Annotated in this window: 17 protein-coding genes; 8 read left to right on the top strand and 9 right to left on the bottom strand. The window is 65.3% G+C overall.

From position 1 onward, the window contains the following. Positions 1-10: 10 nt before the first annotated feature. The 4 genes from ACNFJ7_RS06295 to ACNFJ7_RS06280 all read right to left on the bottom strand — a co-directional run bounded on the left by ACNFJ7_RS06295 (position 11) and on the right by ACNFJ7_RS06280 (position 3,466). Positions 11-957, bottom strand: a protein-coding gene (locus ACNFJ7_RS06295) for an IS630 family transposase (RefSeq protein ID WP_152997892.1) whose coding sequence is annotated in 2 segments (ribosomal slippage) — positions 11-621 and positions 621-957 — 948 coding nt in all. Because the reading frame shifts where the segments join, the coding sequence is not laid out codon by codon here. 96 nt (positions 958-1,053) lie between these two features. Beyond that, complete coding sequence (locus ACNFJ7_RS06290; RefSeq protein WP_019370171.1) at positions 1,054-1,389, bottom strand: PilZ domain-containing protein; 336 nt, start codon at positions 1,387-1,389, stop codon at positions 1,054-1,056. An 85-nt stretch (positions 1,390-1,474) separates the two neighbouring features. Continuing rightward, on the bottom strand, positions 1,475-2,701 hold the full coding sequence (gene tyrS / locus ACNFJ7_RS06285) for a tyrosine--tRNA ligase (protein WP_026009240.1): 1,227 nt from the start codon (positions 2,699-2,701) through the stop codon (positions 1,475-1,477). Between the two features lie 48 nt (positions 2,702-2,749). Continuing rightward, complete coding sequence (locus tag ACNFJ7_RS06280) at positions 2,750-3,466, bottom strand: MgtC/SapB family protein (protein ID WP_026009239.1); 717 nt, start codon at positions 3,464-3,466, stop codon at positions 2,750-2,752. A 128-nt stretch (positions 3,467-3,594) separates the two neighbouring features. Here ACNFJ7_RS06280 and ACNFJ7_RS06275 point away from each other — a divergent pair, with 128 nt between their 5' ends. Genes ACNFJ7_RS06275 through ACNFJ7_RS06255 form a run of 5 tightly spaced genes read left to right on the top strand, consistent with a single transcriptional unit; the run spans position 3,595 to position 9,005 of the window. After that, positions 3,595-4,110: a DOMON-like domain-containing protein gene (locus ACNFJ7_RS06275; protein WP_019370168.1), complete on the top strand. Its 516-nt coding sequence runs from the start codon at positions 3,595-3,597 to the stop codon at positions 4,108-4,110. A gap of 5 nt (positions 4,111-4,115) precedes the next feature. Beyond that, positions 4,116-5,312 (top strand): exo-beta-N-acetylmuramidase NamZ domain-containing protein, encoded by a 1,197-nt coding sequence (locus tag ACNFJ7_RS06270; protein ID WP_019370167.1) that lies wholly within the window; start codon positions 4,116-4,118, stop codon positions 5,310-5,312. Between the two features lie 11 nt (positions 5,313-5,323). Further along, the gene (locus ACNFJ7_RS06265) at positions 5,324-6,517 is read left to right on the top strand and encodes a hypothetical protein (RefSeq protein WP_019370166.1); all 1,194 of its coding nucleotides are present in this window, start codon (positions 5,324-5,326) and stop codon (positions 6,515-6,517) included. A gap of 48 nt (positions 6,518-6,565) precedes the next feature. Next, a complete protein-coding gene (locus tag ACNFJ7_RS06260; protein ID WP_019370165.1) occupies positions 6,566-7,639 on the top strand; it encodes a DUF2336 domain-containing protein in 1,074 nt (357 codons plus the stop codon). Beyond that, positions 7,629-9,005, top strand: a complete 1,377-nt coding sequence (locus tag ACNFJ7_RS06255; RefSeq protein WP_019370164.1) for a PAS domain-containing sensor histidine kinase — start codon at positions 7,629-7,631, stop codon at positions 9,003-9,005. The genes ACNFJ7_RS06260 and ACNFJ7_RS06255 overlap by 11 nt, the downstream gene beginning before the upstream one ends. A gap of 39 nt (positions 9,006-9,044) precedes the next feature. On the opposite strand, the gene ACNFJ7_RS06250 is transcribed toward ACNFJ7_RS06255, so the two are convergent. The 3 genes from ACNFJ7_RS06250 to ACNFJ7_RS06240 all read right to left on the bottom strand — a co-directional run bounded on the left by ACNFJ7_RS06250 (position 9,045) and on the right by ACNFJ7_RS06240 (position 12,032). Further along, positions 9,045-9,341 carry a hypothetical protein gene (locus ACNFJ7_RS06250; protein ID WP_019370163.1) on the bottom strand — a complete coding sequence of 99 codons (297 nt, stop codon included), beginning with the start codon at positions 9,339-9,341 and terminating at the stop codon, positions 9,045-9,047. A gap of 79 nt (positions 9,342-9,420) precedes the next feature. Next, the gene (locus ACNFJ7_RS06245) at positions 9,421-10,746 is read right to left on the bottom strand and encodes an MFS transporter (RefSeq protein ID WP_019370162.1); all 1,326 of its coding nucleotides are present in this window, start codon (positions 10,744-10,746) and stop codon (positions 9,421-9,423) included. Next, complete coding sequence (locus tag ACNFJ7_RS06240) at positions 10,743-12,032, bottom strand: DUF885 family protein (RefSeq protein WP_019370161.1); 1,290 nt, start codon at positions 12,030-12,032, stop codon at positions 10,743-10,745. Before ACNFJ7_RS06240 ends, ACNFJ7_RS06245 begins: the two co-directional genes overlap by 4 nt. Positions 12,033-12,351: 319 nt before the next feature. On the opposite strand from ACNFJ7_RS06240, the gene ACNFJ7_RS06235 reads away from it, so the two are divergent. Beyond that, positions 12,352-12,738 carry a hypothetical protein gene (locus ACNFJ7_RS06235; protein WP_019370160.1) on the top strand — a complete coding sequence of 129 codons (387 nt, stop codon included), beginning with the start codon at positions 12,352-12,354 and terminating at the stop codon, positions 12,736-12,738. 21 nt (positions 12,739-12,759) lie between these two features. On the opposite strand, the gene ACNFJ7_RS06230 is transcribed toward ACNFJ7_RS06235, so the two are convergent. Together ACNFJ7_RS06230 and ACNFJ7_RS06225 are read right to left on the bottom strand one after the other, a co-directional pair. Beyond that, entirely contained in the window at positions 12,760-13,077 is a 318-nt protein-coding gene (locus ACNFJ7_RS06230; protein WP_019370159.1) for a hypothetical protein, read from the bottom strand. 23 nt (positions 13,078-13,100) lie between these two features. Further along, positions 13,101-14,618: a L,D-transpeptidase family protein gene (locus ACNFJ7_RS06225; protein ID WP_019370158.1), complete on the bottom strand. Its 1,518-nt coding sequence runs from the start codon at positions 14,616-14,618 to the stop codon at positions 13,101-13,103. Between the two features lie 209 nt (positions 14,619-14,827). Here ACNFJ7_RS06225 and ACNFJ7_RS06220 point away from each other — a divergent pair, with 209 nt between their 5' ends. Continuing rightward, positions 14,828-16,156 carry a sugar MFS transporter gene (locus ACNFJ7_RS06220; RefSeq protein ID WP_037513761.1) on the top strand — a complete coding sequence of 443 codons (1,329 nt, stop codon included), beginning with the start codon at positions 14,828-14,830 and terminating at the stop codon, positions 16,154-16,156. 44 nt (positions 16,157-16,200) lie between these two features. Further along, the gene (locus ACNFJ7_RS06215) at positions 16,201-16,920 is read left to right on the top strand and encodes a GDSL-type esterase/lipase family protein (RefSeq protein WP_019370156.1); all 720 of its coding nucleotides are present in this window, start codon (positions 16,201-16,203) and stop codon (positions 16,918-16,920) included. Positions 16,921-17,094: the final 174 nt, after the last annotated feature.

The raw sequence follows: 17,094 nt of genomic DNA, 5'->3' as shown, positions 1-17,094 counted from the left end.
CGTTTTCCGATCAATCTGGATCATATCCGCAGGAACTGAAGTAGTTGGCGCATTCGCTGGGCTGGAAGATGTCGACGAGCGCGCCGATGCGGTTCCACAGGCCGCTGACAGTGCGCTCGCCGGCTTTTCGCAGCATGGCCTTGAGGCGTGCAAAGGCCTTTTCGATCGGGTTGAAGTCAGGGCTGTAGGGCGGGAGGAAGCGCAGCGTTGCGCCTGCCGCCTCGATCCGATGCTGGACCGCCGGTCGCTTGTGGCTCGACAGATTGTCCATGATGACGATGTCGCCGGGGCGCAGTGTGGGCACAAGGACCTGCGCCACATAGGCTTCGAACCAGTCGCCGTTGATCGGGCCGTCGAGCACCATCGGCGCGACCATGCCGGTCATGCGCAGGCCGGCAACCAGCGTGGTGGTTTTGCGATGGCCATGCGGATATCCCATCCGCAGCCGCTCACCCCTGGCGCAGCGGCCATGGCTGCGGGTCATGTTGGTGGCGGTCCAGGTCTCGTCGATGAAGACCAGGTGTTCCGGTTCCAGATCGACCTGGCCGTCGAACCAGTCGCGGCGCTGTTTCAGGATGTCGGGCCGGTCTTGCTCGACAGCATGGCCAGTCTTTTTTTGCGCGTCATGCCTCGACGCGCGAAAAAGCGATGCAGCCCTGCGACGGAGACTGCCAGACCCTTCTTGGCTAAGGCTCGGCGAAGCTCTTCCAGCGAGATGTCCTTGCGGGCCTCCCACAGCGCGAGAATGTCAGCTGCCCGTTCCTCAACCCGACGCGAACGCATGTCTCCGCCTTGCGGCTTGGCGGCAACATTGCCCGTTTCCCGCCGCTGGGCGTGCCAGCGGATCGCGGTCGACGGCGCAACCCCAAACCGGGCGGCTGCAGCCCGACAGCTCAGCCCGCCGTCAATCACAGCCAGAAGACGAACCCGCAAATCCATCGACAAAGCATGACCCATCCATGCCGGACTCCTTCACCGGCATGCATTCTGAATCAGAAATCGCGTTCCTTGGGAATCCCTCACCGATTCAGTGCGGTCGAAATCCGCTCTAGATCAGGCGCGGGGGGTGCCGGACGTTCGCATGGCCGCCAGTACGGCGGCGTAGCGTTGCGGCGGGATGCGCGGTTGGAACTGGCATCCGATCCGTCCGCCGAGCGCCCAGCGCACCTGCGCCTCGACCCCGCCCACCACCGGCAGCTGCACGCCCAGCAGGTCGCCCGCGTCCAGGGGCGCCTCGCACCGGGCCATCAACCCGTCCTCCGAAATGTTGACGATCAGCAGGACGATAACCTTACCTTCCGCCCCCACCCCACGCGCGCGGTGCTGCACTTCATCACGATTGATCGACCGGCCGTCGCTGGCGGCCGGCGTTGCCCCGGTTGAACGCACTTGTCCCTCGTCGAGTACTGGAGGTACCGATCCGGATTACGGCGGGTATATGAACCGGCGCACAAGAAGGCTGGTAAACAGTGGCTTAAGTTGCAGGTTTGAGAACGCCATGATGCTTTTTGCCGGCGGAAAGCCGTACCTCCCTCGTAACGGCGACCATTGTTGCTTCTTCTTCCACCTTCACGCCATCGATCCTGGCGCCCCCGCCCTTGATCAGCCGTCGCGCCTCGCCTTTAGAGGCGCAGAAGCCAAGGCTCACCAGCGCATCGACGATCGCGATTTCCCCGGCGACCGCCAACGTCGGTAGCGCATCACCGGCATGGCCTTCCTCAAAGGTCTTGCGCGCGGTTTCAGCGGCGTTCTCGGCGGCGGCACGCCCGCGGCACATGGCGGTGGCTTCGTTGGCGAGGATCTTCTTCGCCTCATTGATCTCAGCGCCTTCCAACGCTTCCAGGCGTGCGATTTCATCGAGCGGCAGATCGGTGAAAAGGCGAAGGAAGCGCCCGACGTCGCGGTCGTCGGTGTTCCGCCAGAACTGCCAATAGTCGTAATGCGGCAGCTGATCCGGATTGAGCCACACCGCGCCGGACATGGTCTTGCCCATCTTGCCGCCGTCCGCCGTCGTGATCAGGGGGGTGGTGACGCCGAACACGTCGGTTCCGTCGACGCGGCGCGACAGCTCGATGCCGTTGACGATGTTGCCCCATTGATCCGATCCACCCATCTGCAGGCGGCAGCCGGAGCGGCGCGAAAGCTCGAGAAAATCATAGGCCTGGAGGATCATGTAATTAAACTCGAGGAAGCTGAGCGACTGTTCGCGATCGAGCCGCAGCTTGACCGAGTCGAAGCTGAGCATCCGGTTGATCGAGAAGTGCTGGCCGATGTCGCGCAGGAACGGGATATATTCGAGCTTGTCGAGCCAATCGGCATTGTCGACCATCACCGCATCGGTGGGGCCGTCGCCGAAGGTCAGGAAGTTCTCGAACACAGTCTTGATCGAAGCAATGTTGCTGGCAATCGTATCGATCGTCAGCAGCTTGCGAGCTTCGTCCTTGAAGCTGGGATCGCCGACCTTGCCGGTGCCGCCGCCCATCAGCACGATCGGCTTGTGGCCAGCCTGTTGCAGACGACGCAGCAGCATGATCTGCACCAGGCTGCCGACGTGAAGCGACGGGGCAGTGGGGTCGAAACCGATATAGCCGGGCACGATCTCCTTGGCGGCAAGCGCGTCGAGCGCGCCGGCGTCGGTAACCTGGTGGATATAGCCGCGGGAGGACAGCAGACGGAGCAGATCGGACGTGTATTCGGTCATGATAGGGCCGCGCATAGCCAATGCCGGCGTTCGCGTCATCCCCGCCGATCAGTCCTGCCTCTGCAGCGCCCAGCTGGCGTGCTGAACGTCATGCCGGTTTGAAAGATGCACGATAATCGAGTCGAGATCCGCATCGAGGGCGGCGGTCGAAACGAGGCGGGCGCGGATCTCGGTACGCCCATCGGGACGTTCTATGGTGTCTATCTCCGCGACGGGATAGCGCATCAGCTCGAGGTGATCGGTCGAAAGGTCGCGCAAGACGTCGACGCGTGCCGGCTCGGTGGTCAGTGTCACGAAATAGGTAGCTTCTACCTGACCGCCCGACAGCGGAACGCGATTGATGGCGTTCACGACGGGCCGCAGGAGCGTGTTGCCGGCGATAACGAACACCGCAAGCGTGGCGGCCTCCGCTGCCATGTCGCTGCCGGCGCAGGCGCCAACGGCAGCCGAGCACCACAGAGTTGCCGCAGTGTTAAGGCCGCGGATGTTCATGCCTTCCTTCATGATGACGCCGGCGCCCAGAAAGCCGATGCCGGAGACGACATAGGCGATCACCCGCACCGCTTCCAGATCGCCGGCAATGCGCTGAGAAAGGTCTACGAATGCGGAGGCGCCCAGCGCGACCAGCGCGTTGGTGCGCAGGCCCGCGGTGCGCTGGCGGAACTGCCGCTCGGCGCCGATCGCCGCGCCCAGTAGCAGCGCCAGCGTGTAGCTGAGCAGCGTGTCGAGATAGGCGGCGAGGTGGAAGGTATGGAGAAAATGCACGGCGGGACCGCCCTGGCGAATCGTTGCAATATCTTGCAGGCGCTTGCGCCGGCAAGGCGTCACAGGCAAGCGCCGTGCGGCAGAGGCCACGCTTTCCTTCCGGTCGCTGTCATTCTACGCTAGGGACGATGATCCGTTTGCTGCCGCATCGCGCCGCACAACCCCACGCCGTTGCCGGTCTCCACTGTGCGGTATCGCGAGGCGGCGACGGACTGGATATTGTCTATCGGGTCGAGTCTCCGGCGGAAGCGCTGGTGTTGCCAATTCCTGCAGAACCGCTGCGGACCGACGGACTGTGGCGCTCCACCTGCTTCGAGTTGTTCGTTCAAGAGGCGGCGGGCAGCTATTGCGAGTTCAACTTTGCCCCCTCCAGCCGATGGGCCGCCTACCATTTCACCGGTCGGCGAGAGGGCATGGCGCCGCTGGAGCAGGACGTTCCGCCTGCCATCCAGTTCGACAGTGTGGCGATGTTGCTTTCGGTGCGCTTGGAGGGCGTGCCGGCGGGTGTGTTGCGATGCGGAGTGACCGCGGTGATCGAGGAGCAGGACGGCACAATATCCTATTGGGCCCTGCGCCACGGCGGCGATCGCCCGGATTTCCACGATCCGGATTGCTTTGTGCTCGAAGTGCCGCCAGCAGGCTGAGTCTTATGCTTTTCGGAATCGATCGTCTCCTCGCCGATGCCAGCCTGCGCAAGCCGCTTCAGGGAAAGCGCGTCGCGCTGCTCGCCCATCCGGCATCCGTGACCGCGGACCTCACGCATTCGCTCGATGCACTGGTCGCCGCGGGGGTTCGGATCAGTGCTGTGTTCGGACCGCAGCACGGCGTGCGCGGTGACCTGCAGGACAATATGATAGAGTCGCCCGACTTCACCGATCCACAGTACGGCGTGCCAGTATTCAGCCTCTATGGCGAGGTCCGCAGACCTACAGACGCGTCGATGGACAGCTTCGACGTGATGCTGGTCGACCTGCAGGATGTCGGGTGCCGAATCTACACCTTCGTCACGACGCTGCTCTACGTCCTCGAAGCCGCAGCGAAGCATGGCAAAGCGGTTTGGGTGCTAGATCGGCCCAACCCCGCCGGCCGGCCGGTTGAGGGGCTGACGCTGCTGCCCGGATGGGAGAGTTTTGTCGGCGCGGGGCCGATGCCGATGCGGCACGGGATGACGCTGGGCGAACTCGGCCACTGGTTCATCGCGCACTTTGGCCTGGACCTAGACTATCGGGTGGTGGCGCTGCAGGGCTGGCAGCCCGAGGCGGCACCGGGCTTTGGCTGGCCGCCTGAGCGCCCCTGGATCAACCCAAGTCCGAATGCCGCAAATGTGAACATGTCGCGTGCCTATGCTGGGACGGTGATGCTGGAAGGAACGATGCTGTCCGAAGGCCGCGGCACGACCCGGCCGTTGGAACTGTTCGGTGCGCCCGACATCGACGCTTCGGCGGTGATCGCCGAGATGCGCCGGCTGGCGCCGAACTGGCTGGCCGGCTGTACACTGCGTCCGATGTGGTTCCAGCCCACCTTCCACAAGCATGTCGGCCAGCTCTGCTCGGGCGTGTTCCTTCATGCCGAAGGGCCAGGCTACGACCATGCCGCCTTCCGTCCCTGGCGTGTTCAGGCCCTTGGCTTCAAGGCGATCCGGGCGCTGGCGCCGGACTACGCGTTGTGGCGCGACTTCCCCTATGAGTATGTCTTCGACAAGCTGGCGATCGATGTGATCAACGGGGGCCCCGGCCTGCGGCAATGGGTGGATGATGCGGGCGCCGCGCCGGGGGACCTGGACGCGCTCGCCGCACCGGACGAAGCGGCGTGGATCGAGATGCGGCAATCGCATCTGCTCTATTGAGGGGGAGCGACATGGTTACCCAGGCACGCGCGCTCGTCGGCCTCGTCTTCGCCGTGGAGGAGGCGCTAGACCGGCCCGGCGCGCTCGTCGGCAGCCTGCCCTTCGGCGGCATGACCCTGCTGGAATATCAGGTGCGGCTGCTCGCCGGGATCGGTGCCGAACAGGTGCTGGTCGCCGCTGGTCGCGTGACCCCGGCGTTCCTGGCCGCGATCGAGCGGGCGGGCCGGGGGCAGCTTGCCATCGAGATCGTCCGATCGGCCGAGGAAGCCGCCGAAAAGGTGCTGCGGGACGCGGATGTGCTGGTGCTGGCCGACGGCTTGGTTACCATCGATCCGGTGATGGAGCGCATGGCCGCGGAACCGCACAACGCGCTGCTCGTCACTGACGACGCGGAATCGCCGGCAGCGATCGAGCGGCTCGACATGCGCCATTGCTGGGCGGGGATTGCCCGGATCCAGGCGGCGCACCTCGCCCAGATCGCCACGATGCCGGAAGACTATGACTTCCAGTCGGCGCTGCTGCGCGTCGCCGCCCAATCGGGCGCGTTGCAGGTGCCGCTCGCGCCGGTATGGGCACGCGCCGGCCATGCCGTCGAACGGAGCGCGCAAGGACTGGCCGAGCGCAATGATTCGGTGCTCGCCGCCCTCAGTGACCGGCGCACTTTGTGGGCGGACCGGTGGGTATTCAGCCGGGCGGCCCGCTATGTGCTGCCGCAGCTGATGGCGCGCGAGATCCCGGACTGGGCGCCGCTGATCGCTGGTGGCGTTCTGGGTGCTGGATCGGTCGTGGCGACGTTCGCGGGCTGGCAGGGCATTGGTGTGTGCATCGCGCTGCTCGCCGCACTGGCGCTTGCCACGGGCGCCGCCCATGCGGCGCTGCGGGGCGAGGAGCCACGTGCCCGCGGGATCGAGGCGGCAGTGTTCGTGCTGTTCGCGCTGGTGGTCTTGGCCAATGGCTGGCGGATGCATGTGGGGCTAGGCACGGCTGCGTCCACGCTGCTCGCCCTGGGCACACTGGTTGCGCAGCTTCTCGCGGAGCGCGTACCGGTCCCGCGCCGCCGCTGGTGGGCCAACGCATCGGCGCAGCTGCTGATCCTCACACCGTTCGCGATCGCCGGCTTCCCGCTGATCGGCTTGGCTGTGGCACAGCTTTACGCTGTCGCGACGCTCGCGGCCGCGATCGAGGCGGTTCGCCACCGATCCTAGTCCGGCGATCTTAGGCTGCGCTTAATTCGACTGGGGTAGACTGGCGTGATGTCGGACGACATCGCCGATACGCGCCATGGTTCTTTCCTGGGCGCTGAAGACCTGCTGGGGCGTGCCGCAGCGGCCGAACGGCGCGTGCGCGCTGCCACGGCTGCCGCCGCTCAGGACTTTTCGGTGCCGGAGGCGTTCCGGCTTGATGAAGCCACCCGCAGCGGCATGACGGCGCTGCTAGAAGAATGGGTGGAGGCCGCGGAGCGCGCGCTATCGGATTTTGCGACGCCGGGAGCAGGTGAAGTGCTGCCGCTGCTGCGCGCAGCTGGCCTGCTGAACGACTGGACATTGACCGACGCCCTGATCGGCCAAGTGCGGCAGGACCAGCTCGGTAAGGCGCTACCCCACCATGCGTCGGCCGATCCGGCGCGCGTCAGTCTGATCAACCGCTTCATCGATCATCCAGTGCCGGCGATCGCCGAAGCCGCCCGCGATCTTTTGCTGGCGGGGCATCACAAAGGAAATCCTGAAACGGGACAACAGCGTGCGCCTCTGCACTTGCATGCCAAGCTGCTTTGGTGGGTTGCATCCGCGAAGCGTGAGCAGGCAGGAGCCGAGGCTGATATCGCTCTAGACGAAGCATTATGCGCAGCCGTGCGCCGTGCGATCGCCGCGGCGGAGGCGTTCCCGAACGAGGCAGCAGACGCCGCAGCGATGCGGTTTGCGGCTGCGATCGGCAGTGCACCACGCGAAGTGCCCGAGCTTCTGGTCGAAGCGCTACGTGATCGTCGGCTGGCGCTGTTCCTGGCGTTGTTCGCCCATGCGGCGCAGATCGGATATGCAGATGCGCGGGCGCTCGTGCTCGATCGGCATCCCCAGCGGCTGGTGCTGGCGCTGCACGCCATAGGCGCACCGCGCGACACCATCGCGCAGATCGGGTTTCTGTTGTGTGAGGCGGATCCGAACAGAGCGATCGCCGTGCTTGCCGACTGCGTCGACGCGGTCGGCGCGGTCGATCATGCCCAGGCATGGGCGGTGCTGGCGGCGTTGCGGCTGGACCCCGCCTATCACGCGGCGCGAGCGGCCCTTCGCCGTAGCGCCATGGCAGGATGGGGCGAGGGTGGCCGATGAAGCCGGCCCCCTGGCGGTCGCGCGCGTCGATGCCGCCGGCCGGCTGATCGACGCCGAACCCCTGCTGAAGGCGCTGAACAGCCGCGCGGGGGGGCGGATCGGCGCACCGCTGGCAGTGCCAGGTATCGCCGAACTGGCCAGCCTTTCTCATCGGCTGGGCATCCGCATCGCACGCGGGGTGGTCGCGGCTGATGGCGAGGAGGATCTGGACCTGTGGGTCCGCGCCGGTCCGGATCGCGGCGGTGTCCGCCTGGAGGTGAGCGGCTGGCGGCACCGCTCGGCGTGGCGTCCAACGCACGATCCGGACAGAGAGAGCGACTTCTTGCGGACCCATGGCGAATTGCTGTGGGAGACAGACGCGTCGCTGCGCCTGACGTTCGTTTCTCCCGATGTGGGCTCGTATGAGGGTGTGGATCCGCGCGCGCTGCTGGGTCAGCCGCTGACGCGCTTGTTCGCGCTCGCGCAGGACACGGACGGGCAGTTGCCGATCCTTTCCGCGGTTTCCGCACGGGCCCGTTTCGACGGCCAATTGGCCGAGCTGCGCGGAACCGCGCAATGGGTTCGGCTGGAGGCACGGCCCCGTAGCGATGCCGAGGGACGCTTCGCCGGGTTCGTTGGCGCGGCCCATGCGCATGACGGCGGAGCCCTTGCGACGCGCGCGGCAGCGACCGCCGCCCTGCCGCAGGTGCCGTACCCACCGGGTTTCGGGAGACGCCTGGAGCGGGCACTGCGTGCGCCGCTTGCCCGGATCATCGCCGCCGCAGAAGCCATCGACAAGCAGGACAGCGGGCCGATTCGAGAGGATTATGCGGGATATGCTGGGGATATCGCCGACGCCGGGCGGCATCTGCTTGCTATGATCGAGGATCTGGCGGACTTGCAAGTGGCTGAGGAGGCAGCCGTCGCAACGACGGCAGACGCGATTGATCTGGCGGCCCTAGCCCGCCGGGCGGCCGCGCTGCTTACTGTGCGCGCATCGCAGACTGGGGTCACGATCGACGCGCCGGCCGCGGAGGCGGTGCTGCGCGTGACGGGAGATTTTCGGCGGACGTTGCAAGTCCTGGTCAACCTGATCGGCAATGCGGTGCGCTATTCACCATCCTACGGCGTCGTTCGAGTCGCGCTGGCACGGGAAGGCGGCGTCGGGTGCGTTATCGTCGCCGATCAGGGCAAAGGCATCGCGCCGGCCGACCATGAAAAAATCTTCGAGAAGTTCGCGCGACTGGATCCCGCCGAACCGGGCGGCAGCGGATTGGGGCTGTACATTGCCCGGCGGCTTGCACGGGCTATGGGCGGCGACCTGGCAGTCGAAAGCACGCCGCAACACGGCGCGCGCTTCCTCTTCTCACTGCCGCTGCGGGAGTGAACCGGGTGCCAGCGGATTTGGCGGGCACCCGGTAGCCGTTCAGCGACGGCGACAAATCTGCACGGGACGGCCGTACCGCCATTCCGTCCAGCACACGCGGCGGCCGCTATAGCGATAGCCGCCATTCCAGCCATAGGAGCGGCCACGATCCCAGCCGCGATGGTGGCCGCGGTCCCAGTGACGCTGCCGCTCCCACCGATCGTGACGGTCGACTCGATGGTCGTAGCGATGCCGTTCATAGCGCGGGCCGCCCCAGCCCTGCGCGTTGGCGCTGCTGGCGCCGGCAATTCCAGTCACGGCCAGGCTGGCGAGGGCGAATAACTTAAGCAATTTCATGGCTCCACCTCCTCTTCAATAAGGAAAGCAGTACCTTTTGCCGCGCTTCACGAAGCTGAACCGGCTCGTAGGCCCCAGTTCATCTTCGCATCATTTGGAGGAGACGGGCATGAGCACCGCGGCCGAGGGGATTGAGCAGCATCGCGGCGCAGGAAAGCAGGAAGAAGCCGAGCGGCGCGCCCGCGATCGTCCAGCGCATTGCCGCCAGCGTGCCGGCCTGTTGCTCGGCATTGGCGACATAGCCGGCGGAGCCGAAGCCGATGCCGAGGATCAGCGTGGCGACGCCGATCGCGATACGCTGGAGCAGCGCCGCCATGCCAAACACGACGCCCTCCACGCGCAGCCCAGTTGTCCGTTCGCCATATTCGATTGTGTTGGGCAGCATTGCCCAGAAGACGAAATGCAGGCCGACAATCGCCGCCTGCATCGCGACCAGATAAAGTTGCATCCCCCAGATGCTGCCGATTCGAAGCGTCCCGAACAGCACAAGGCCAAGGATGCATGCTCCGGCCGCGACGAACCATAATGCGCGGCCGCCGATCTGCCGCTGCAGCAGCATCCATACCGGTACGGCAAAACCGCTCATTACTCCCATCCAGCCCAGTGCCTCCTGGCCGGCGGCTTCATCGTGGAGGAAATATTTGAAGTAGTAGAGCACGGATTTGCCGAGGATCGAGGTAGCCACGATCATCGCCATCATCGCCACATTGAGCGTCACGAAGGCGCGGTTAGCGGCGATGCTGCGCAAGGCGGCACCGATGGAAGGCGGGGTGGCCTTCGTCGTTTCCGGCGCACCATTGGAACGATAGCTGGCGCCGACAATCAGCAGGATCCCCGTGCCCAAGGCCGCGAATGCGACTGCGGCACCCAGATAGACGCGTGCCGGTACGGCGGTGCCGGCGAACCAGGCGCCGATCGGGATGGTTCCGCGGGCCACCACAACCCAGGCCAGCGTGCCGAACAGCATCCGGGCGCCGGCGATGAACGCGCGATCACGGCTGTCGCTGCTGATCCGCGCCGACATGGCGAGGTAGGGGATGTTGACCGCGGCATAGGCGGTGCGGAACAGCAGGTGACCGCCTAGGATCAGGGCTACGCCCGCAGGTCCGTCAAGCACGGGCGGCAGATAGGTCAAGATGCATGCCAGCCCAAGCGGCACTGCGCCAAGCATCAACATGCGCCGATAGCCGCCGCGTGGCCGCCATCGATCTCCGAGCGTGCCGACCGCGAAGTTGACGAGGCCGTCCCAGACGGTCGCGGCGGTGTAGATGGCTGCCGCCGTCTCCACCGGTAGTCCGAGCGCATCGGTGTAGTAAAACAGCAGGAACAGCATTAGCCCCTGCCAGTAGAGGTTGAAGGCAAAGTCCCCGCAGGCGAACAGCAGTAGCCGTGGACGCCCGATCACGCGGTGGCGCCCAACGTCGTGCGGAGCAGATCGGTGCGCATGCGTCCGTGCGCGAGGACATGGCGGTGGAAGGCGATGGCAGAGCGGCTGCGTGCCAGATCTTCAATGGCTAGCCACATTGCGGCTTCGCCCGCGCGCGTCGCGGGCTCCCGGACGATACGGTCCAGATCAGTGGCAAAAGGTGCGAAATAGGCGGGCTCTCCCATCCATTCGCGCCAGTTATTCAGCACCATGGTGGAGGACCAGCCCTCCACGTGCAGGCCCAGATCAGCGAGGGCCCGAGCGATACGGAACAGGCGCCAGTGGCATTGTCCCAGCTCGCCCAGCGGATCGCCGCGATAGGCTCCCTGCGCCGATGCCAGTTGCTCGGCATAGATGGCCCAGCCTTCTGCGAAGGCGGCGGCATAGGTGATCCGCAGTGGGTGAGGCGAGGCCGCTGCCTCCATCGGGAGTTGAACCATGTGGCCGGGTACAAGCTCGTGATGCACCACCGCCGGCAGCGTCCAGCGCGGGCGGCGGCGGATGTCCTTCAGGTCGACAACATAGGCGCCCGGCCGTGCGCCATCGGGAAGCACACGATAGCCTTGCCGGCCAGCGGCTTCCTCTGCGCGCGTCATTCGCTGCACCCGCACCGAGAGGTGCAGGGTCGGCAGCGGGCCGAAGCCACGCCGTAATTTGGAGCGTGCCGCGTCCAGCATGCGGTTCATGTCGGCGACGGCGCGATCGCGCCCGGCATCGTCGTCGGTGTAGAGCCAGCGGGGATCACGCCAGAGTTCGGAATAGCGCGCGCCGACGCTGCCATGCCGCCGGCCGACACGTCTAAACAGCGTATCGGCACGCGCCAGTGTGCGCGCCAGTTCGGTCTGCAAGCGGCGGCGGAGTCTGGCAGGATCGGCATCGTCGCCAACCGACCGCCGCAGCAACAGGGCATAGCGATCGGCATCGTTCGGCAGCCGGCTTATACTCGACGCATGCGCGACCGGATCATTGCCGAGGCGAGCCGGGGGGAAACGTTGTGCTAGCTCGATGTCGATCGCTAGTCCTGCGCGAGCGGTGAGCAGATCAATTCTGGCGGAGGGGGCGAGCCGTGCCGGGTCCATGCTCTGCAACGCCGCAAGTGTCGCCGCGAGATTGTTTCTCGCATCGTCGAGCAAATTGCGCAGTCGCACCGCTGCATCCTCACTCTTTGTCCACCCGGGGGCAGAGGGCAGCGCGAGCAAGGCAGCGGCGCCCCCGAGCACCGAGCGGCGGGGAAGGCGATGCGCAGGAAACGTTTCGAGAGCCATGCTGGCTGCTTACCCATGTTGACGGGCGGGAGCAGCCCCCACGAAAACACTGGATCAAAAGAGTACTAGCCAGTACGATTTTTGCTTGACGTAACGGAACGCTGATCTACAAATACGATACCGAAACGAAGCCAGGTGCCGGCGTGCACATGCGCAACGGAGCGGCCCGGTGCATAGAATGCGCTGGTTGCGGAACAGCCTTTCCAAACGCAACCTGCGCAAGCCCGGGTGGAACATTCTGGCGGAACGGCAGGGCGGTGCCTGACATCGGGGCATGCCAAAGGGGCCTGACATCCGTCGTGTAGAGGGAGTGCAGGCCATGGCATATCTGGATCTTTCCCATCTTCGCGGGCAGGCAATTGCCGCGCCCCGCGATCTGATCCAGCGGGCTGCTGCCGAACTTACGAATGTGGAGTGGCAGGTTCTCGCGATTGCGCGTGGCGATCGCTTGTCGTCGCTTGAGGCGCCGAGCCGCTGGTCTGCGCTGCTCCGAACGGTATTTGGCGGTGAACGCGCCAACCCGCGGCTCGCCGATCCCCGGCTAGAGGCGCTCCGCCGATTGGCGGTGCTTGCCTGGCACAAGGGCGCGCAACTGCCGCAGCAGGAAGTCGCAGCCTTCCACGACGCTGGCTATTCGGCCGAGCAACTCGGGCTCGTGCTCGGCCATATCGGCGATAGGACGCAGGCCGCCGGGGCCGCGCGCTGACACAGACCCGGCAGCGCCGGCTTACTGATTCTTTTCTTCGCCATCCCGCTCGGCGTCGCGGTCTATCCGCGACGTCATGCCGGTCGCTGCGGCGTCGGCTTCGGTCTGCTCCTGATCGCTGAACGGTGTCGGCGTAGCGGTGGGCAGAGGCTCCGGTGCCGCGTTCTCCGTCGGCATCGCGGCCGGTTCTTCGGTCGAAATATTCATGTCAGCCGATGTCTCCGGAACGGTGATCTCCGTCACATTGGCGTCCGGCGGGCTGGTGGACTCGTCTCCATCGCCGCAAGCGGCGAGCATCAGGCAGGCACCGGCCAGGATCGCGAAAGTGCGCAGCTTCATGGGATATTCCTTTCGATGAGACGTTACGAGGCGGTTGCGGCGCTCACGGCCGCGCGCGCTTCGATCTTGTCAGCCAACAGCTTGTCCCAGCCATAGGGATCGTCGCGGAAGTTCATGGCGCCGTCCGCGCCAGCGAAGGCTGTCCAATAGAGCAGGAAGACCGACACCTGGTCGGCCTCCGCCAGCCGCACGCGCTGCGTCTTGCCGCCTTCCACGGCCGCGGCGATCGCCTCCGGCTGCCAAGCGGGATCGTTGCGAAGCAGCAGTTCGGCCAGCGGGCCGGGTTTTTCCAGCCGGACACAACCATGGCTGGCCAATCGGCTGTAGCTGGAGAAGCCGGCCTGAACGGGCGTGTCATGGAGATATACGGCATAGGGATTGTCGAAATCGAACTTGTAGCGGCCAAGCGCACTCTTCGGGCCGGACTGCTGCTGCAGGCGCCGATCCGGGCCGGTGCCGATAATGCGGTAGCCGTTACGCTTGAGATAGGCTTCGCCCTTCGGCCACAATTCCTTCGCGGCAATCCCGCTCGGCACGTTCCAGGGCGGGTTGAGCACGATCGAATGAATGCGGGATTCCAGCATCGGGGTTTCATTGCCCGGCCGGCCCGTCACCGCCTTCATCGAAGCGACGGGGCTGTCGCCTTCGAACACCGTCATCACCGCGGCGGCGATGTTCACCTGGATGCGCTTGGCGGGCAGTTGCTGCGGCAGCCAGCGCCAGCGTTCCATGTTTGCCATGATCTGTCGTACGCGATCTTCCACGGGCACGTTCAGCGCCGCCAGCGTGCCTGTCGAGACGACGCCAGTGGGGCGCAGCCCGTAGCGGCGCTGGGCGCGGACAACCGCTTCCTGAAGATTGTCGTCGAACATGTCGCCCGAGGCGGAGACCTGCTTGTCCTCCACCGCCAGCCGCTTGCGCAGCGCACGCACGCGCGCGCCGGTGGCGCCCTTAGCCAGATCTGGTCCGGTAGCCATTTTGGGCCATCCACCGGCAGTGAGGATTGCGCGGTAGGTGACGAGGCCCTTCTCCAGGCCGTCATAGCCGGCATAGGGCGGCGGGAGCGATCGTACCCAGGCCCCGAGCCGGTCGCGCTTCACCGCATCGGCGAATCCGGGCAGCGGATCAACGGGTACGGGGCGCAAGCCCCAGTCATTGATGAAGTCGCTGCTGTCGAGACGCCCGGCATGCACCGCGCGGGCATAATCGAGTGCGGCACGCACCAGCCCGTCATTGTCGTTGGGCAACGTGACCGTCGCCGTCATGCGGCGCAAGCCTTGTGCCAGGCCGGCTTCCGTAAGCAACTGGCGCAATTCTGTCATCTGGCGGCTGCTGAGCACCGGCAGCGGCGCGATAAGCCGCGGCTGAATGGGGACAGCCGGAGCAGCCTGTGCCGGCTGCGACGTTGATACCGGTGTGGCCGAGGGCGTGGGGCTTGGAGCCTGCGGCTTTGCCTGTTGCGGCTTGGGAGCAGGGATCAACCGAAACTGCGCGGCAGCCGGCGAAGCGACGACGCTGACCAGTGCGATCGCCGCCGCCATCGCCGGCTTTATCGTACCGCCCCTACGTAGCTTTGTCGTTTCGTCCACGCACAATACTCCACTCGTCGCTTCATGTATCAACAGCTGCTCCTATAGGCGAGGCTTGGGGGCGGATGCGAGTGCGAAAACCCGCCCGCTGCTTGACTTTTGGCAACGTTGTCGGGATTCGTGCCGTCAACATGGAGCACCACAAGCAGGAGGGGATCGCTTTGGCTTCCGCACGTTCCACGCAGACCACGCTGGCATTTGCCGCGGTAACAACGCTGTTCTTCGCCTGGGGGTTCATCACCTCGCTGGTCGATCCGCTGGTGGCTGCGGTGAAGGGTGTTTTCACCCTCACCAATTTCCAGGCGCAGGCGAGCGCGACGGCCTTCTTCTTCGCTTATTTCGTCGTCTCGCTACCGGCCGCCGCGCTGGTTTCCCGGCTGAAGGCGGTGCCTTCCATCCTGCTGGCGCTGTGCACGATGGTCGCCGGCTGCCTGTTGATGCTGGTCGCGGCGAATCTTGCCAACTACTGGATAGTGCTTCTCGGCCTGTTCGTGCTGGCGAGCGGGATTACCGTGCTGCAGGTTGCGGCAAATCCGCTGGCCGCTGCGCTGGGCGATCCTAAGGGGAGCCATTTTCGGCTAGTGCTCAGCCAGACCTTCAACTCCTTCGGCACGTTTCTCGGCCCGCTGCTGGGTGCGCACCTGTTCCTGCAGGGCGTCGAGGTCAAGGACGGTACGGTCGTCACGCCAGAGGTACGCGCGCAGGCGCTGGCTGGTATCGACACCGCCTATCTTTGGATCTGCGGTTTGATCGCGGCGCTCGCGGTATTCTTCTTCCTCAGTCGCCGCGTCGTGACGCAGGCTGCGCCGAAGCCGGCCGCTACCGGCGGGCTACTGAGCGCCTTTTCCTCGCCCTGGGCACTGTTCGGTGCGCTTGGTATCTTCCTCTATGTCGGCGCCGAAGTGTCGATCGGCACGCAAATGGCGCTGTTTCTTAACGACAACGGCGTGTGGGGCCAGTCCGACGCGCCGTTCGGTGTGCCGCTGCTGGGGACGCTGATGGGCAGCGACGGCGTGGCCGGCGTATCGCTGCAAGAGGCCGGCAAGGCCGTCGCCTTCTATTGGGGCGGCGCGATGGTGGGTCGCGCGCTCGGATCGCTGCTGCTTACCCGCGTGCGCGCCGACAAGCTGCTGGCGCTGTTCACGGTGATCGCGGCGGCGATGTGCCTCTATGTCGTGCTGGTCGGCGGAGTCAGCGGCGGGTTTGTCGCGCTGGCGATCGGATTGTTCAATTCGATCATGTTCCCGGTGATCTTCACCCTGACGCTGGAGCGTTCGGGTGCCAGCGAGGAGGCGACCTCCGGCTTGTTGTGCACGGCGATCGTGGGCGGCGCGGTGCTGCCGTTGCTGGTCGGTAAGGTCGCCGATCTGCACGGCTATGCCTTTGCGTTGATCGTGCCGGCGCTTTGCTACATAGTCCTGTGTGGCTTCGCAGTGACGGCGGGGCGTACCCAGGCCGTACGGATCGGCGGCAGCGCGTCGATCCATTGACGGCGGCGGAAGGCCCTGCAAGCATTCCGCCGAGGAGAGAAACCATGAACCTTCACCGCCGTTCGCTGCTGGCCGGAACACTTGCGCTTCCCGTTGTTGCGCACGCTCAGACACAGGAAAGCTGGGAGCAGCGCAAGGAGCGTCTGTTGCACGAGGACTGGCCCGAACTCAGCCGCTATGCGGAGGACAATCACCGCATCCTCTCAGCCGGCGAGACGGTGAACATCGTCTTCCTCGGCGACTCGATCACAGAGGGGTGGAAGTCAAAGCGGCCGGGCTTCTTCACCCCTGGCCGGGTCGGGCGTGGTATCGGCGGTCAGACGACGCCGCAAATGGTGCTGCGGATGATGGCCGATGTGGTGCAGCTAAAGCCGCGTTTTGTGCACATCATGGCCGGTACAAACGACATCGCTGGCAATACCGGCAAGATGACGCACGCGCAGACTTTCGACAATTTCCGAATGATGACGCAGATTGCTAAGGCCAACGGGATCGACGTAATTCTGGCGTCGGTGCCACCGGCCGATCATTTCCCCTGGCGGCCCGGCCTGGAGGTTGTCCCGCCGATCCGCACGATCAATGCCTGGCTGCGCGACTATGCCAAGGCCCAACGCCATGCGTGGGTCGACTATACTCTAGCGCTTGGCGATCCATCCGGGGCGATGAAGCCCGGCATGGCCTATGACGGCGTGCACCCGACCGAAGCAGGCTATGATGCGATGGCCGGGGCGATCGAGCCGCTGCTGCGAGCCCGCAAGGTCTAGTCAGCTTCCGATGGGAAGCCGGCGGTCTGTCGTCGTCTCGCGCTGCAATCGATCCGTCTGCACATCATTCCGAATAATCGTCCGTGTCGCGGTTCGTTCAGTATACTACTGAAAATTAATGAAATCGTTACGAGGTCTCTTGATGCTGCTCTCTGCCAACATTGTCCGAAGGCC

It is taken from the genome of Sphingomonas sp. HT-1, assembly GCF_048568905.1.
Lineage (GTDB): Bacteria > Pseudomonadota > Alphaproteobacteria > Sphingomonadales > Sphingomonadaceae > Sphingomonas.
Note: the sequence above shows the minus strand (reverse complement) of the source record. Positions and strands in the feature narration are given on the sequence as shown.